General features: G+C 69.9%; 14 protein-coding genes and 1 other RNA gene. 12 read left to right on the forward strand and 3 right to left on the reverse strand.

The window, feature by feature from the left end; translation table 11 throughout:
- Positions 1–149 precede the first annotated feature (149 nt).
- Genes mpaA3 through FFS56_RS15450 form a run of 7 tightly spaced genes read left to right on the forward strand, consistent with a single transcriptional unit; the run spans position 150 to position 5,951 of the window.
- A complete protein-coding gene (mpaA3, locus tag FFS56_RS20985) occupies positions 150–269 on the forward strand; it encodes an MpaA3 family daptide-type RiPP (RefSeq protein WP_307723493.1) in 120 nt (39 codons plus the stop codon).
- 55 nt (positions 270–324) lie between these two features.
- Positions 325–1,146 carry a daptide-type RiPP biosynthesis methyltransferase gene (gene mpaM, locus FFS56_RS15425; protein WP_249352993.1) on the forward strand — a complete coding sequence of 274 codons (822 nt, stop codon included), beginning with the start codon at positions 325–327 and terminating at the stop codon, positions 1,144–1,146.
- Positions 1,143–2,834, forward strand: coding sequence for a daptide biosynthesis intramembrane metalloprotease (gene mpaP, locus FFS56_RS15430; RefSeq protein ID WP_137772198.1), 1,692 nt, complete (start codon positions 1,143–1,145; stop codon positions 2,832–2,834). The genes mpaM and mpaP overlap by 4 nt, the downstream gene beginning before the upstream one ends.
- Positions 2,831–3,553 (forward strand): ATP-binding cassette domain-containing protein, encoded by a 723-nt coding sequence (locus FFS56_RS15435; protein WP_046747893.1) that lies wholly within the window; start codon positions 2,831–2,833, stop codon positions 3,551–3,553. The genes mpaP and FFS56_RS15435 overlap by 4 nt, the downstream gene beginning before the upstream one ends.
- The gene (locus tag FFS56_RS15440; protein ID WP_127012551.1) at positions 3,550–4,278 is read left to right on the forward strand and encodes an ABC transporter permease; all 729 of its coding nucleotides are present in this window, start codon (positions 3,550–3,552) and stop codon (positions 4,276–4,278) included. Before FFS56_RS15435 ends, FFS56_RS15440 begins: the two co-directional genes overlap by 4 nt.
- Positions 4,275–5,009, forward strand: a complete 735-nt coding sequence (locus FFS56_RS15445; RefSeq protein ID WP_127012550.1) for a hypothetical protein — start codon at positions 4,275–4,277, stop codon at positions 5,007–5,009. The genes FFS56_RS15440 and FFS56_RS15445 overlap by 4 nt, the downstream gene beginning before the upstream one ends.
- A 51-nt stretch (positions 5,010–5,060) precedes the next feature.
- Positions 5,061–5,951, forward strand: a complete 891-nt coding sequence (locus FFS56_RS15450) for a rhodanese-related sulfurtransferase (RefSeq protein ID WP_046747896.1) — start codon at positions 5,061–5,063, stop codon at positions 5,949–5,951.
- Between the two features lie 22 nt (positions 5,952–5,973).
- On the opposite strand, the gene FFS56_RS15455 is transcribed toward FFS56_RS15450, so the two are convergent.
- From FFS56_RS15455 to FFS56_RS15465, 3 genes are read right to left on the reverse strand one after another with little or no spacing between them, the layout of a single operon-like run.
- A complete protein-coding gene (locus FFS56_RS15455) occupies positions 5,974–8,244 on the reverse strand; it encodes a DUF3488 and transglutaminase-like domain-containing protein (RefSeq protein ID WP_046747947.1) in 2,271 nt (756 codons plus the stop codon).
- Positions 8,231–9,421 (reverse strand): DUF58 domain-containing protein, encoded by a 1,191-nt coding sequence (locus FFS56_RS15460; protein ID WP_046747897.1) that lies wholly within the window; start codon positions 9,419–9,421, stop codon positions 8,231–8,233. Before FFS56_RS15460 ends, FFS56_RS15455 begins: the two co-directional genes overlap by 14 nt.
- Positions 9,422–9,431: 10 nt before the next feature.
- The gene (locus FFS56_RS15465) at positions 9,432–10,421 is read right to left on the reverse strand and encodes a MoxR family ATPase (RefSeq protein ID WP_113681385.1); all 990 of its coding nucleotides are present in this window, start codon (positions 10,419–10,421) and stop codon (positions 9,432–9,434) included.
- Positions 10,422–10,579: 158 nt separating this feature from the next.
- Here FFS56_RS15465 and ffs point away from each other — a divergent pair.
- The 5 genes from ffs (at position 10,580) to FFS56_RS15490 (ending at position 15,465) form a co-directional block, all read left to right on the forward strand.
- Positions 10,580–10,676: signal recognition particle sRNA small type (gene ffs, locus FFS56_RS15470), an RNA gene on the forward strand.
- Between the two features lie 65 nt (positions 10,677–10,741).
- A complete protein-coding gene (locus tag FFS56_RS15475; RefSeq protein WP_061016496.1) occupies positions 10,742–11,350 on the forward strand; it encodes a rhomboid family intramembrane serine protease in 609 nt (202 codons plus the stop codon).
- The gene (locus tag FFS56_RS15480; protein WP_052748705.1) at positions 11,347–12,039 is read left to right on the forward strand and encodes a hypothetical protein; all 693 of its coding nucleotides are present in this window, start codon (positions 11,347–11,349) and stop codon (positions 12,037–12,039) included. Before FFS56_RS15475 ends, FFS56_RS15480 begins: the two co-directional genes overlap by 4 nt.
- A 64-nt stretch (positions 12,040–12,103) precedes the next feature.
- Positions 12,104–14,248: a phosphate acetyltransferase gene (gene pta, locus FFS56_RS15485; protein ID WP_137772199.1), complete on the forward strand. Its 2,145-nt coding sequence runs from the start codon at positions 12,104–12,106 to the stop codon at positions 14,246–14,248.
- On the forward strand, positions 14,245–15,465 hold the full coding sequence (locus FFS56_RS15490) for an acetate kinase (protein WP_127012548.1): 1,221 nt from the start codon (positions 14,245–14,247) through the stop codon (positions 15,463–15,465). The genes pta and FFS56_RS15490 overlap by 4 nt, the downstream gene beginning before the upstream one ends.
- The last annotated feature ends 99 nt before the right edge of the window (positions 15,466–15,564 follow it).

Consider the following 15,564-nt stretch of genomic DNA (forward strand, 5'->3'; position numbering starts at 1 on the left):
CCGTCGGCATCAACGGCTCCATCACGGCCCACACCTCGTCAGAGATCTCCTGTCGCGTCACCGTTCAAGACTCACCCACCGAGGAGCGGAACCTCTTGATCAACACGCCCTAGACAGCTGCCGAACGGACCAATCGAAGGAGGTGCACTGTGCAGACGACGTCGCTGGAGTTCTCGGAACTCGAACAGATCGACGCGCCCACCGAATGGTGGGAGCACGCGAGCTACATCATCGCCATCATCGGCGGGGCGGCAGCCATCGCGACCTGACCGGAGTGCGGGCGGGTCCTCTCGCCCGCACTTCCCCTCCGATCCCAGAGAGGCCATGAACCGAATGCCAGACCTGATCACCGACACCGTGTCGGCACTGCTCGACGGCGCCGATGCCGTGGCGCAGCCGCTCGACCTGTACACCGGGGCGGGGACGGACTTCTACGAGCGGCTCGTCGGCCCTGATCGCGTGGAGGTCCGCGAGGTGCTGGGGCTCGCGAGAGTCACCGCCGACCCCGTGCTCGACATCGCGGCGGGGAGCGGGCGACTGACGATCCCGCTGCTGAGATCCGGCAAGCAGGTGACCGCGATCGACACCTCGCGAGACATGCTCTCGCACCTCCGCCGTGCGATGCCCGACCACCCGAGGCTCGACTGCGTCGTCGCGGACATGCGCGATTTCCACCTCGGACGCCGCTACGGGCTCATCGTGCTCGGAGCCACATCCGTGACCCTGCTCGACCGCGAGGATCGATCGCTGCTGTTCGCGCGCGTGCATGAGCACCTCACCCCGGACGGGGTCTTCGCCCTGACCGTCGCGGGTGGCGCCGCCGCGGAGAGCCTGGCGTCGGCGAGAGACGAGGAGATCACGGTCCCCGGACCCGCCGGAACGGACACCTATCTCTTCTCGCAGCAGATCGAGGAAGGCGGCGCCGTCCGCGTGGTCAACTGGGTTCGAGCGTCCGACATCGACGCCGGTGCATCGGTGCCCGTGCTCACCAGCCGCTTGCACGTACTCGGTCACGAGGTCCTGTCGAGCGAACTCGTCGAGGCGGGATTCGCCGCGCCCGATGTCGCTCCCGTCCGTTCGCCCGGGGGAATGGACATCCTCCTGCTCACGACATCGCGAGGTCGCTCCCCGGGAGGCACGGGATGACGGCGGTTCTTCGGAAGCTCTCCCGTAGGCGGGCATCCCCGGCGACGGAGCCGCTGGGAGCCGACACCTGCCCGCTGCTGGCCCACGGTGTCGTCTTCGAGAGCACGGGCGAGGACGCGGCGTGGATCGCCGTCGTCGACGGCGTGCCATCGTCGAGGGTGTCGCCCGCGGTCATCGAACTGCTGACGGCGATGGACGGCGGGACCACGGTGCAGGCCCTGCACCGACGGTTCGCCGCGTCGGAATCGCCGGAGAGCTTTCTGCGACTGGTCGGACGGTTCCGGGACAACGGACTGCTCGAGGGCGGTGCGAAGCGCGCACCCGGGCGCATCAGCTACCGGCCGCCGTTCACCCTGCAATTCGCGACCCTTCGCGCGCCCACCCTCTTCGCACGTCTCGACGGCGCAGTCTTCCGCCCGTCCTCTCGCGTGCTTGTGGCATCTGTGGCCGTGCTCCTCTGTGCCGGGTTGGTGGCCGCGATCCTGCAGGCCGGCGACCTGCGAGACGTCCTCACCCGGCCGTTGCCGCTGGGTGCGGTGCTGACGCTGATCGTCCTGCTCTCGCTCATCACCCTGCTCCACGAGGGTGCTCACGGGCTCACCCTCACCAGGTTCGGCGGCAGTCCCCGACGAGCCGGGTTCATGATCTTCTATCTCACACCCGCGTTCTTCGTCGACGTCACGGACGGATGGCGTCTCGCCGACCGACGACACCGCGTGGCCGTCGCGCTCGCAGGTCCGGCGGTGCACGCCGTCGTGGCGGCGGCCGCGGTGCTGCTCGCGCTCGCCGCGCCCCGGTCCACGGTCAGAGACGTGCTGCTGCTTCTGGCCACCTCCTGCGTCGTCATCGTGCTCGTGAACCTCATCCCGTTCGTGCGATTCGACGGCTACATCGCCCTGATGAACGCCCTCGACACGCCGAACCTCCGTGCCAGGACCATCAGCGACGGTGCGAACGCGCTGAGCCGCCGGCTGTTCGGCGGAGCGCCGGTGAACCGGAGCGTGCAGACGTGGTGGAGCGTGCCGTTCGGTCTCACGAGCCTGCTCGCCCCGGTCGTGATGGTCGTGCTCGTGGTGACCAGGACGGTGCACGCGTTCGCCGACGGGGGACCGGTGCTCGGTCTGTTCGTGGTCGCGCTCGAAGCCGTCGTCGTCCTGGTGGGCTGCGGACTGCTGGTGCGCGCGCTCTCCCGCGTGCTGGGCTCCGGCGTCTCCCGAGTCCGCTTCGTCGGAGTGGGTGTCGCCCTGGCTGCGGCGGTCGTGATCACCGGCACGCTGCTGCCCGTTCCCGCCACGGCGACGTTCGGGTTCGTCGCCGACGACGGTCGGGTGAGCCTCGTCCAGGGAGGCGAAAGGACCGCGGTCGAGGTGCCCGACGGCGCCCGCGTGCTGTTGAGCAGTCGCGGCATCCTCATGAACGAACCGCTGGGGGTGGGCAGTGTCCGCCCCCAGCCGCCGCAACCGATCACGGTTCCCGTGGACGCCCTGTTCCCCGTCAGAGCCGAGGGACTGACTGTTCCCGCCGTGGTCGTCGGGACCGTCGACGTGGAGATGCCGGAGCGGAGACTCCCGTCGACCGGCCAGGCCCGTATCGACCTCGGAACGACCAACGTGTGGCAGATGCTCTGGATGCGGGGTGTGATGGCGCCGCTGTCGCCCCTGTGGGCAGAAGAGGAGGAGAGGCAATGAAGACGAACCAGCCTGCGATCGAGGTGCGAGCGCTCACCAAGAGATTCGGGCATCGGGCGGCGGTCGAGGACCTGTCGTTCGCCGTGCCGCGCGGTTCGATCGTCGGTCTGCTCGGGCCGAACGGCGCGGGCAAATCGACGACCCTGCGGGCCATCGTCGGTCTGCTCAGGCCCACGAGCGGCGACTGTCTGATCGACGGGGAGCCGTTCGCGGCGCGGCGCGATCCGGCGTCGCGCGTCGGAGTGCATATGGACGGCTTCGGGTTCGAACCGGGCATCACCGCGCGGCGGCATCTGGAGATCTGCCGACTCGCAGCCGGCGCGCCCCGTCGACGCGTGGACGAGGTGCTCGAAGAGGTCGGCCTCGCGGATGATGCCCGTCGTCGGGTGAAGGCCTTCTCGACGGGCATGACGCAGCGACTCGGTCTGGCGGCCGCACTGATCGGCTCTCCACGCACCCTCATCCTCGACGAGCCGGCGAACGGCCTCGATCCCGACGGCATCCGCTGGCTCCGCCGTTTCCTCCGTGACTTCGTCGCGCGGGGAGGGACGGTCCTGGTCTCCAGCCATCAGCTCCCGGAACTCGAACAGGTCGTCGACCAGGTCGTGGTCATCAAGCGTCGCGCGCTCTTCGCCGGCCCGCTCAGCGAGCTCGTGGCGGGAGACGTCGACTCGCTCGAGAGCAGGTATTTCGATCTCGTCGAGGGAGCATCGGCATGAGGGGTGTCATCCGCGGGGAGATGCTGCGGTCCGTGAGCGGTCCCTCGGTTCTCGCCGTCTACCTCGTCGCGGTGCTCATGCCGCTGTTCGTGCTCTTCTCCGACGGGTCGCGCTTCGACCTCGAGGGTGTCGCCGCCGGCGTGGCGACCTCTCGTCTCCTCGAGCCGCTGGCGTGGTCGGTGATCTCCGCCGCGTTCGTCAGCGCCTACGCGGTGACCAGGGAGTACTACTACGCGTCGATGGACAGGACGCTCACGGCAGTGGGGTTCCCGCGAACCTTCGGCGGAAAACTCGTGGCAGGCGTGGCGGTGGCCGTCGCCCTGTCGCTCGGTGTCTTCGCGCTGTGGACCGCGGGCGTCTTCGTCTTCCTCGTCCAGGACGGTGTGGCTCCGACCCTCACCCAGGAAGCCTGGCGCATCTACGCGGGGGCTCTCGTCGGCACGATTCTCGGTGCGCTCATCGGCGGCGCGATCGGCTGGATCACGCAGAACTACTACGCCACGGCGATCATCGTCCTCGTGTTCCCGATGGCGCTGGAGTCCGCACTGCTGCGCACGGCGCCGGAGGTCGCGAAGTTCTCGCCCGGCATGGCCATCGCCGCCATCGGTGTGCCCGGGTATCAGCGCAGGCTGCTGGAGCTCGCCCCTGCCGTCGCCGTCGGGCTCGCGTGGACGCTCGGGCTGCTCGCGATCGCCTGGGTGCGAGGGCGCCGGAGCGGTGCGTGATCGGTCGGGCTCTGCGGGCTCAGGCGCGCAGCCTCGCGGGTGATGTCGTCCTCCTCGGGGTCGCGGTCGCGGCGTTCGCGATGTCGCTCACCCTGGCGGCGAGCATCCCGTCCGAGGTCGCGAACGCCTCCGTCGACGCCCGCGCGGAGCTCGCAGCCCCGCTCAGCACCGTCCTCGCGACCTACGCGGGGATCCTCGCCGCCGTCTACGGCTCGTTCCGGTACACGATCGACCGTCGGGACGGGGCGGTCGCGCAACGTCTGACGATGCAGCGACGGTGGGTGATGCTCCTGGTCAGGACGATCACGTGCGCGATGGGCGGTGCCGTGGTCGCGCTCGCGGCCGTGCTCGGCGGACACTCGGCGCTGACGATCGTCATGGGAGGACTGCCGGTGAAGTGGTCGGTGCTTCTCTCCACCCTCGTGCTCGGCGCGTTCGCCTCCCTCTGGGGCATGGGGATCGGACTCATCGTGCAAGCCCACCTCGCGGCACTCTTCGTCTCGGCTCTCTCGATGGGGGTGGCGGTCATCGTCGCGATGTTCTGGAGCACCGGTGCCGCGTATCTGCCGCTTCTCGCATTGCTCGAAGGCTTCCGGTTCGACATGGGCGCAGTGGGGATCCCACCGCATCAGGAGCTGACCGGGCCTGTCGCTCTCCTGGTCTCCGCCGGATGGGTGCTCGCCGTGCTGATCGCGGGAGGAGCCGCTTTCCTTTCCCGCGACGTGAGATGACCGCGCGACGGGGGATACGGGTGGCGCAGGCGGACGACGTAAAATCCCTAGGTGGCAACACCAAAGATCGTCCTCTTCTACGCGTTCACCCCTCTGGCCGACCCGGATGCCGTGCGCGTCTGGCAGCGTGACCTCGGCGAGGCACTCGGCCTGCGCGGACGCCTGCTCATCTCGAAGGACGGCATCAACGGCACGCTCGGCGGCGACATCACCGCGCTCAAGAAGTGGCTGCGCTCGTTCCGCTCATACCGCCCGTTCGCCGGTGCCGACATCAAATGGAGCGAGGGGACCGGTCTGGACGCCGAGGGTCGCAGCCTCGACTTCCCGAAGCTCAGCGTCAAGGTGCGTGACGAGATCGTGTCGTTCGGCGCACCGGGGGAGCTTCGCGTCGACGAGGACGGTGTGGTCGGCGGCGGCACCCGGCTGACCCCGGAGGAACTGCACGGCCTCGTGGAAGAGCGCGGCGACGACGTGGTGTTCTTCGACGGGAGGAACGCCCTCGAGGCGCAGATCGGGCGCTTCCGCGGGGCTGTCGTGCCCGACACCGAGACCACCAGGGACTTCGTCGAGCTCCTCGACTCCGGCGTCTACGACGACTTGAAGGGCAAGCCCGTCGTCACGTACTGCACCGGTGGCATCCGCTGCGAGGTGCTTTCCAGCCTGATGACGGCCCGCGGGTTCGGTGAGGTGTATCAGCTCGAAGGCGGCATCGTCCGATACGGCGAGAAGTTCGGCGACGACGGGCTCTGGGACGGATCGCTCTACGTGTTCGATGGTCGAGGGTCCGTCGACTTCTCCGACCACGCAGCCGTCATCGGGGAATGCGTCGGGTGCGGCGCGCCGACCAAGCGCACCGCGAACTGCCCCGATCTGTCGTGTCGATCGCAGTTCGTGGTCTGCGAAGGCTGCGACGCCGTGCGCTGCACCGCTCACGCCGCCTGAGCGGTCGGCACCGCGGCACTGCTCAGGCCGTCGTCACGCCCGGCTCGGCGGCTCGCGGAGCGTACAGGGAACGCGGCAGCACCACCGCCTGCACCCTCGTCCTGCGGTCGGCGCTCCGACGCAATCCGGTCAGCACCTCCTTCAGGGGCTCGGAGAGATCGTCGGCCCTCTCGTCGGCGCGGGCGTAGTTCGAGCGCTCGACCGCGTCCGTGAGCTGCCGCATCGCCTCGGCAGGGACCTGATGCTGTGCCACCAGGCCGGCTGCGCGCACTCGGGGGGTGTCGGCGTCCGAGACGGGGATCTGCAGGTCGATCAGCGTATCCCGCAACTCGGCCCATGCAGCCGCGGAGTCCCCTCGGCGCGCTCTGCTCAGGCGCATGCGGCGTTCCACGAGGCGGATCATCGCAGGAAGCAGGAGCACCACGGCGACGCCGAACGCAGTGAAGACGACCGGCGTCGGGTCGAGGCGACGCAGCTCGTCGCTGCTGGCCGAGTCGCCTCCGGCGTCGTTGCGATCGATCTCCGGACCGGACGTCTCCTCGGCCTGCGGCGCCGTGGTCGGAGCGGGTGTCGACGGGGTTCCGGCGCTGCCGCCCTGCGTCGCTCCGGGACGGAACGCGGTGGGCACGCCCAGGGAGGCGGTGGGCTCGAAGGGCACCCATCCGATGCCGGGGAACAGCACCTCCGGCCAGGAATGCAGCCGGTCGCTGGTCACGGAGAACACCGACTCGCTGCCGCGCTTCTCGTCGGTGAGGGAGCCGGGGAGGTACCCCACGACGATGCGCACCTGCATGTCGAGGCTCTCCGCCATCAGAGCGAACGCTCCGGCGAAATGCACGCAGTATCCGGAGCGGACGTCGAGGAACTCCGCGACGGCGTCGGCTCCCGTCCCGTCGAAGCCCTCTTCCACCGGCGTCTCGAGTGAATAGGTGAACTGCGAGCGGAACCAGTTCTGCAGCGCGACGAGCCGGTCGTAGTCGGTGCTCGCGGCCGCGGTCACATCGTCGGCGAGCTCGCTGATGATGCCCGGCAGCTCGACCGGTTCGGCGTCGGGTTCGACCACCGGCGACGCGGCATCGACCGCCCTGATCTGTTCGAGGGTGGGGATGAGCCGCGTGGAGGTGACCGTGTAGTCGTTGCCGACGGCGTCCGCGCCCCGGGAGTAGAGCGTGCGATTGTCCGGAGCGATCCGCCACGCGTCGCTGAGGCCCTGCACGGCGGTTGCGGGATAGGGCACGGGTAGCCAGGAGCTCGACATCCGCAGCACCCTGATCGACGTGTTCTGTTCCTCCGTCGCGATGTCCTCTGCCCATTCCGGGGGCCCGAACCCGTCGTCCTGCGCCTGCAGATCGCTGTCGTCGGGCTGCCAGACGCGGCCGTCGAAGCGGGAGAGGGTGGTCAGGCGCAGGTAGGGCGCGGTCTCGCCCTCGGCGGCCACCGTGAGCACCTCGACCGGGTTCGGCTGTCGCAGATCGTCTCCGAGGCGCAGCGAGGCGTCCACGGTCACCCCGGTTCCGTTGCCGGCGAGGCTCGCGGTGACGGGAAGCAGTGGGGCGATGGCCACGGTCGTCGCAAGCGCGGCAGCCCCCACCGCCACAGCCAGAGACGTCGACGAACGGCGAGGGGACTCGGGATGCTTCCTGGCCGTGTAGCGGAGCAGCAGCAGTGCGATCACGCCGAACAGGACGAACCAGGCGACGTTGGTGTCGCCGAGCGTGACGATCATCGGCACCGCGCCGACGACTCCGGTCAGGAGCACCGCCAGCACGGCCGAGCGGTGCGCCACGAGGTGGTCGAGCAGGATGGCGACCACCGCGAAGCCGACGCCCATCGCGGCCGCGAGGCCGGGGGACGGGTCCAGAGGAGCGGACCCGAACACGACCGCTTCGACCGCGGAGGCGCCCAGCACGCCGAACAGCGTCGCGGTCTCCGATGTCGGGATGATGCCGAAGAGAGCCGTATCGCCGGCGATGAGCAGCGTCACCACGGCGACGGCGACCACGATCTGCACAGCGAGCGTGGCGAGGTCCTGCACCCAGGCGGCCCGGCGACGCAGCAGGTGCCGCGCGAGCATTCCCGACCCGGCCACGGCGACGATGACCGCGATCACGGTGAACGACCACGCCCCGGGTGCGATCACCGAGGTGAACGGCCACATGGCCACGAGTGCCGCCGTCGCCGCGAGCGCCCCGGGGCCGACGGCCCCGGGGGGATCGTCGTGGTCGCGGTGCCAGAACGCCGGCCTGCGCTCGACGGCGGCGGGGCTCGGCGGAGCGTGCTCAGCGCGGAACATCGCCGACTCCGATCCGTGCGGAGACGGCATCCTCCCACGCGGCCGAGATGTCCTCGCCGAGGGGCGCGACGGTCCACCCATGACGTGCCGCCGCTTCGGTGGCCCCCGGAAGAAGTTCGGTGCTGAACAGCATCGGCGCTGCGGCGCCCGCCGACCTCAGCAGCGTGGCGTCCTCCTCATCGAGGCGCCCGGAGATGTAGACGAGCGGTCCGGGAGGCGTGCCTCCGATGAGTGCCATCAGGTCGCGGTTCTCCCCGCGAGGCGTGACCATCGCGAGCGCTGCGAGCAGGCTGTCGCGGTCGTCCTCGTGCCCGCGGAGGGCGCCGAGCAACGTGCCTGCGCTGTCGATCACGTCGACGCTGTACCCCTCGGAGGCCAGATGCACGGCCGCGGAAGCGCACAGCGAGACGGCGGATTCGAAGGCAGGATCGACGTCGCTCCCCTGGGTATCCCAGCGGCGCCCGCTCCGGTCCAGCACGACCACCGCGTCGGGGCTGGACTCCTCCTCTTCCTGGCGAACCATGAGCTGACCGCGGTGTGCCGTGGCACGCCAGTGGATGCGCCGCATCGAATCCCCCGGGATGTAGCCGCGCGGCGAGAGGTTGTCACTGCCCTGTCCGAGCCTGGTCGATGAGGTGTGCGCTGTCCCCCCGGCCGCCCCGACCCGCACGGCGAGCGGGGCGAGGGCGAACACCTCTGGCACCACGGTGACGCTCCGGGTCTCGCCGAACGCCTGCTCACGCTGGGCCAGCCCGAACGGGTCGACGGTGCGCAGCATCAGCGGACCCAACGGCCAGACGCCTCTTCTGACACCGGTGATCAGGTAGCTGAGCTGCCCGTTCTCCGGAGGATACTCGCCGCCGGAGTCGCCCGACACCGCGTCGGGGAGCACATCGTGCCAGAGCCCGCGGGGGACGCGGATCGCGCGCAGCGAGAAGCGCACGGTCACGCGGGACGTCTCGGACACCGTCAGCAGATCGGTGGAGATCTGCCGCGTGACGGTGCCGGATCGTCGGGGCAGCCTGACGGCGAGGAGGGAGAAGAGCGTGACCGCCGCCAGCAGCACGCCGAGGTACAGCAGGATGCGGGTGCCCAGCAGGTTCGCGGCGATCATGCAGCAGAGCGCGGCGACGAGCGCTCCGGCGCCGCGACCGGTGAGGGCTCGTCGTCGTCGCATGATCGGTGTGTCAGGAACGGGTCGCGACGGGTACGCGCACCCGCTCGACGATCTGGGTGAGAGCGGCCTCGACGGGCTGGGCTCCCGTGCGATGTGCGCCGCGCGCCGGAAGCAGACGGTGCGCGAGGACCGGGATGAGCAGGGCAGTGATGTCATCGGGGATCACGTAGTCGCGGCCGTCGAGCGCCGCCCACACCTTCGCCGCCCTGACTAGCTGCAGCGTGGCCCTGGGGCTGGCGCCGAGGTGGAGGTTCGGGTCGTTGCGCGTCGCCTGCGCGAGGGCGACCGTGTACTCCTCGAGGGCCGGCGCGACGTGCACGGACCGTGCCCATGCGATGAGCTGCGAGATCGAGGACGCATCGGCGACGGGCGAGACGGCGGCGAGCGGGCTCACCACGTCACGCTGGCGCAGCATGAGGGCCTCGGCCGCGGCGTCGGGGTATCCCATCGAGATGCGCATCATGAACCGATCGCGCTGCGCTTCGGGGAGGGCGTACGTGCCCTCCATCTCCAGGGGGTTCTGGGTCGCGACGACCAGGAACGGCTGGGGGAGCTGGTGGGTGGAGCCGTCGACCGTGACCTGGCCCTCCTCCATCGCCTCCAGCAGGGCGGACTGCGTCTTGGGGGAGGAGCGGTTGATCTCGTCGGCGATCACGATGTGCGCGAACACGGCACCGCGCTTGAACTCGAACTCGCGGTCGACCGGGTTGTAGACCGAGACGCCCGTGACGTCGCCCGGCAGCAGATCCGGGGTGAACTGGATGCGTCGCACCGTCGCGTCCACGCTGGCGGCGAGAGCCCTGGCGAGCATCGTCTTCCCCACGCCGGGAACGTCCTCGATGAGCAGGTGCCCTTCGGCGAGCAGGCATACGAGAGCGCTGCGCACCGCATCCGGTTTCCCGTCGATGACCTGGCCGATCGAACCGAGGATGGCCGACGTCTGCGCGGCGAAGCGTTCGGCGTCGATCGTCACCGGCATCAGGGGGGCGTTCTCTGGCATGCGTTCCCTCTCACATCGCGGCGCTGCGGTGCGCGTCACTCGATCGTAACCCTGCGCACGATGCGCCGCTCTGGCAGGTTCCCCTGAGGATGCGTGCACCGGATAGGCGCGCAGGGGAGCGCGGTTCGAAACGCGGCGCCGGTCGGGTTAGGATGGTTGACGGCTCTCCGCGTGGCGGCATCCAGGCCAATTCCCCCAGGGCGGAAACGCAGCAAGGGTAACCGGGCTCTGCTGGGTGCGCGGAGGGTCACTTTCATTTCCGGCGGGCGGGTCCGTCCGACGCTCAGTCGTCTCCTGGCTGCACCTGCGACAATCGTCCGGTGACCGTCACCCCGCCTCAGGCGCAGCACCCGCTCGGCCGATTCGCCTCACCGGTGCTGCTGCTCGTGGCCATGTGGGTCGTGCAGTTCGCCGACGCGATCCTCCCCGGCTCCTTCACCGGCTTCGGGTTGCGCTCCTGGGACGCCTCCGGACTCGGGGGCATCGTGCTCGGGCCACTCCTGCACGCGAACTGGCAGCATCTCATCGCGAACTCGGTGCCGTTCCTGGTGCTCGGGTGCCTCGTCGCCGTGGAGGGCACCCGCCGGTTCTGGGCCGTCACGGCCGTCGTCGCGCTCGTCGGCGGCATCGGCACCTGGGTGTTCAACGCGCCGGGCACACTCACGGTCGGCGCATCGGGGCTGGTGTTCGGCTACTTCGGCTATGTCGTCATGCGGGTGTTCGCCCCCGGCCGCGTCGCGCACCGCATCCTGTACGCCGTGATCGCCGTGGTCGTGATCGGGGTGTACGGGGGATCGATGTTCGCCGGCGTCTTCGGTGTCGCCGAGGGCATCTCCTGGCAGGGGCACCTGTTCGGCGCCATCGGCGGCGGCGTGGCCGCCTTCGTCGGTCGCCGCCCGAGAGCCGAGCGCGGAGCCCTGCCCGTATGAGTGCCGCACCGGCGTCGCGGGCGAAGCGCAAGCCGGCGGCGAGGAAGACGACGCGGCGAGGAACCGCGAAGCGCCGGCGCAAGCCCGGTGCTCGACGCCAGGCGGCGAATCGCCTCCGGCGCCGGAAGATCGCGCAGCGCCTTCTGCTTTCCGCCGGTGCGCTCATCGTGGCCGTCGGCCTCTTCGTCCTGATCCCGCTCGGTCTCGCGCGCGATCCCGCACCGATCTGCATCGACGATCCGCAGACGTTCCCCGCGGCGGGGATCGAGGGCTGGAGCGGCGAGCAGCTCGAGAACGCCGCCACGATCATCCGCACGGCGGGGGCGCTCGGCTTCGGACGGGACGGGCAGATCCTCGGTGTGATGACGGCGATGGGCGAGAGCAGCCTGCGCAACATCGACTACGGCGACTGGGAGACGCGCGGATTCACAAACCCCGACGGTTCGCGCACCACCAGCATCGGACTGTTCCAGCAGCAGGAGTGGTGGGGCAGCGCCGAGCAGAGGATGGATCCCGCGACGGCGACGACGCTGTTCTTCGAGCGGCTCGGACGGCTCCCCGACTGGCAGACGATGGAGCCGTCGCACGCGATCCATCGGGTGCAGATCAACACCGATCGCGACTACTACTCCCGGTTCGGGGCCGACGCCACGGCTGTCGTCGACGCCCTGTCCGGACCGTGCGAGTGACGCCAGGCAATTGATCCGGTGCGACGCTCGGTGCGTTCATCGACGCCGCGCCTAAGCTGAAGCCGTGGCGCAGAGCATCTACATCACCTCGGCCGAAGGCCATACCGGCAAGTCGACGATCGCCCTCGGGGCTCTCGATGCCCTGATGCGCGTCTCGCCGCGGGTCGGCGTGTTCCGGCCCATCGCCCGGTCGGTCACGGAACGAGACGAGATCCTGGAGCTCCTGCTCGCCCACGACGGGGTGAACCTCGACTACGACGACTGCATCGGCGTCACCTACGACGATGTGCGCGCCGACCCCGAGGCCGCGCTGTCGACGATCGTGGCGCGATTCAAGGCCGTCGAGGCGCAGTGCGACGCCGTGGTCGTGGTCGGCAGCGACTACACCGATGTGGCGAGTCCCGCCGAGCTCGGCTTCAACTCCAGGATCGCGGCGAACCTCGGCGCGCCGGTGCTGCTCGTGCTCAGCGGCCGCGACCAACAGCGTCAGGCCGAGCAGCTGGGCACGACGACGGCTCGTCCGGCTGCGGCGATCGCGCAGATCGCCGCTCTCGCCCTGTCCGAGCTCGCGGAGGAGCGTGCGGAGCTGTTCGCCGTCGCCGTGAACCGCGCCGATCCCGCAGCGCTCGACGACATCGTCGCTGCCGTGCACGCAGCCCTGCCGGCCGAGAGCACACCCGTGTGGGCGATCCCCGAGGACCGCGCACTGGTCGCGCCCTCGATCCGCGGCATCCTCGCCGCCGTCGACGGCACGCTGCTCAAAGGCGATGACGACCGGCTGACGCGAGAGGCGCTGACGATCGTCGTCGCCGGCATGTCGATGGTCAATGTGCTGCCGCGGCTCACCGAAGAGGCCGTGGTGGTGATCCCCGCCGACCGTACCGAGGTGCTGCTCGCCGCACTGCTGGCCGATTCGTCCGGCACCTTCCCGCGCATCGCCGGCATCATCCTGAACGGACCGTTCCCGCTGCCTGAGCCCATCGTGCAGCTGCTCGACGGCTTCGCGTCGTCGGTGCCGATCATCACCACCGATCTGGGCACCTACGACACGGCGGTCCGGGTGATGAGCACTCGAGGACGCATCTCCGCCGACTCGCGAACACGGTACGACCGTGCGCTCGCCCTCTTCCAGGCCCACGTCGACATCACGGAACTGACGGAGCAGCTCGGGCTCGCGGAAGCGCACGTGGTGACGCCGCTGATGTTCCAGTACGGACTCATCGAGCGCGCCCGCGCGGACCGCCGTCGCATCGTGCTGCCGGAAGGGGACGACGACCGCATCCTCCGCGCCGCGGCGACGCTGCTGGCGAGAGAGGTGGCCGATCTGACGATCCTCGGCGACGAGGCGGCCATCCGTGGTCGGGCGGCCGAGCTGGGGATCGACATCGCTGCGGCTCAGGTGCTCAGTCCCAACGACCCCGGCCTCGTCGAGCGCTTCGCCGCGGAGTACGCACGGCTGCGGGCGCACAAGGGGATCACCATCGCTCAGGCCGCCGACACCGTGACCGACGTGTCGTACTTCGGCACCATGATGGTGCATCTCGGACTCGTCGACGGCATGGTGTCCGGCGCCGCGCACACCACGGCGCACACGATCCGCCCGTCGTTCGAGATCATCAAGACCAAGCCGGGTGTGAACGTGGTCTCCAGCGTGTTCCTGATGGCGCTCGCCGACCGCGTGCTCGTCTACGGCGACTGCGCCGTGATCCCCGACCCCACCAGCGAGCAGCTCGCCGACATCGCGGTCACGTCGGCGACGACCGCCCGGCAGTTCGGCATCGATCCACGGGTGGCGATGCTCTCGTACTCGACGGGGGAGTCCGGCTCCGGTGCCGATGTCGACAAGGTGCGCGCGGCCACGGCTCTCGTGCGCGAGCGCGCCCCCGAGCTTCCCGTCGAGGGCCCGATCCAGTACGACGCGGCGGCGGACGCGGCAGTGGCCAAGGCCAAGCTCCCCGACTCTGCCGTGGCGGGCAGGGCGACCGTGTTCGTTTTCCCCGACCTCAACACCGGCAACAACACGTACAAGGCCGTGCAGCGCTCGGCCGGCGCCGTCGCGATCGGACCGGTGCTGCAGGGCCTCAACAAGCCCATCAACGATCTCTCCCGTGGTGCCCTCGTCGCCGATATCGTCAACACGGTGGCGATCACGGCCATCCAGGCGCAGGGAGCAGAGCGGACGACAGAGCAGACGGAGGACCCGGCATGAGCGCCATCCTGGTCATCAACAGCGGATCCTCGTCACTGAAGTACAGCCTGATCGACATCGAGCAGGAGAACCTCCTCACGAGCGGACTGATCGAGCGCATCGGTCAGCAGGCCAGCCCGGTCGCCCACACCGTGCGCCCCGTCGTCGACGGCGATGCCGTGCCGACGATGCTCGATGCCACCTTCCGCAGCGAGCGGCCGATCGCCGACCACGCTGAGGCGTTCGAGGTGATGCGAGAGCAGTTCGCCGCTCACGGCCCCTCGCTCGACGACCACCGCCCCGTCGCGGTCGGGCATCGCGTCGTCCACGGTGGGGCGCGCTTCTACGCCCCGACCCTCATCGACGCCGACGTGGAACGTCAGATCGACGAGCTCGCGGTGCTCGCGCCGCTGCACAACCCCGCGAACCTCGCCGGTATCCGTGCCGCGCGGGCGGTGTTCGACGAGGTGCCGCACGTCGCGGTGTTCGACACCGCCTTCCACCAGACGCTCCCGCCCGCCGCCTACACCTATGCGATCGACGCCGCGCTCGCCGCGGAGCATCGGGTGCGACGCTACGGCTTCCACGGCACGAGCCACCAGTACGTGAGCGAGTCGGCTGCCGCGTTCCTCGGCCGCGACATCTCCGAGCTCCGTCAGCTGGTGTTCCACCTCGGCAACGGCGCGTCGGTGACCGCGATCGACGGCGGCAGGTCGGTGGAGACCTCGATGGGCCTCACGCCGCTCGAGGGCCTGGTCATGGGCACACGCTCCGGAGACATCGACCCGGCGGCGCTCGTGCACCTGTCGCGCCGCGCCGGCCTGTCGATCGACGACCTCGATTCCCTGCTCAACACCCGCAGCGGGCTCGCCGGCCTCGCGGGGCGCAGTGACATGCGCGACATCCTCGCCGGTGTCGAGGCCGAGGACGACGCGGCGATCCTCGCCTTCGACGTCTACGTGCACCGCCTGCGTGCGTACGCAGGTGCCTACATCGCACAGCTCGGGGGAGTGGACGTCATCGCCTTCACGGCCGGTGTGGGCGAGAACGCGGCCCCGGTGCGCGCTGCGGCCATGGCGACGCTCGGGTTCGCCGGTGTGGAGATCGACGGGGCGAGGAACGAGGCGCGCGAGCGGGGCATCCGGCGCATCTCCACGGATGCGTCTCGCGTCACGGTGCTGGTGGTGCCCACCGACGAGGAACTGCAGATCGCCAGGCAGACGGCCGAGCTGCTCTGATCCGCTCTCGGGGGTTACCCCGTGGCGCGTCACCGCATTACGCTTGCACAGTGGCACGGAGAGGTGCCGGCCCGACGATCGCCCTTCTCCTGGAGGCTC

The organism is Microbacterium sp. Beta (assembly GCF_005502545.1).
In the GTDB taxonomy this organism is placed as follows: Bacteria; Actinomycetota; Actinomycetes; order Actinomycetales; family Microbacteriaceae; genus Microbacterium; species Microbacterium oxydans.

Coding starts and splice junctions, on each gene's coding strand:
- FFS56_RS15440 (WP_127012551.1), top strand. CDS start 3,550: ATGAGGGGTGTCATCCGCGGGGAGATGCTGCGGTCCGTGAGCGGTCCC.
- FFS56_RS15435 (WP_046747893.1), top strand. CDS start 2,831: ATGAAGACGAACCAGCCTGCGATCGAGGTGCGAGCGCTCACCAAGAGA.
- FFS56_RS15480 (WP_052748705.1), top strand. CDS start 11,347: ATGAGTGCCGCACCGGCGTCGCGGGCGAAGCGCAAGCCGGCGGCGAGG.
- mpaP (WP_137772198.1), top strand. CDS start 1,143: ATGACGGCGGTTCTTCGGAAGCTCTCCCGTAGGCGGGCATCCCCGGCG.
- FFS56_RS15465 (WP_113681385.1), bottom strand. CDS start 10,421: ATGCCAGAGAACGCCCCCCTGATGCCGGTGACGATCGACGCCGAACGC.
- FFS56_RS15490 (WP_127012548.1), top strand. CDS start 14,245: ATGAGCGCCATCCTGGTCATCAACAGCGGATCCTCGTCACTGAAGTAC.
- FFS56_RS15460 (WP_046747897.1), bottom strand. CDS start 9,421: ATGCGACGACGACGAGCCCTCACCGGTCGCGGCGCCGGAGCGCTCGTC.
- mpaM (WP_249352993.1), top strand. CDS start 325: ATGAACCGAATGCCAGACCTGATCACCGACACCGTGTCGGCACTGCTC.
- FFS56_RS15455 (WP_046747947.1), bottom strand. CDS start 8,244: ATGTTCCGCGCTGAGCACGCTCCGCCGAGCCCCGCCGCCGTCGAGCGC.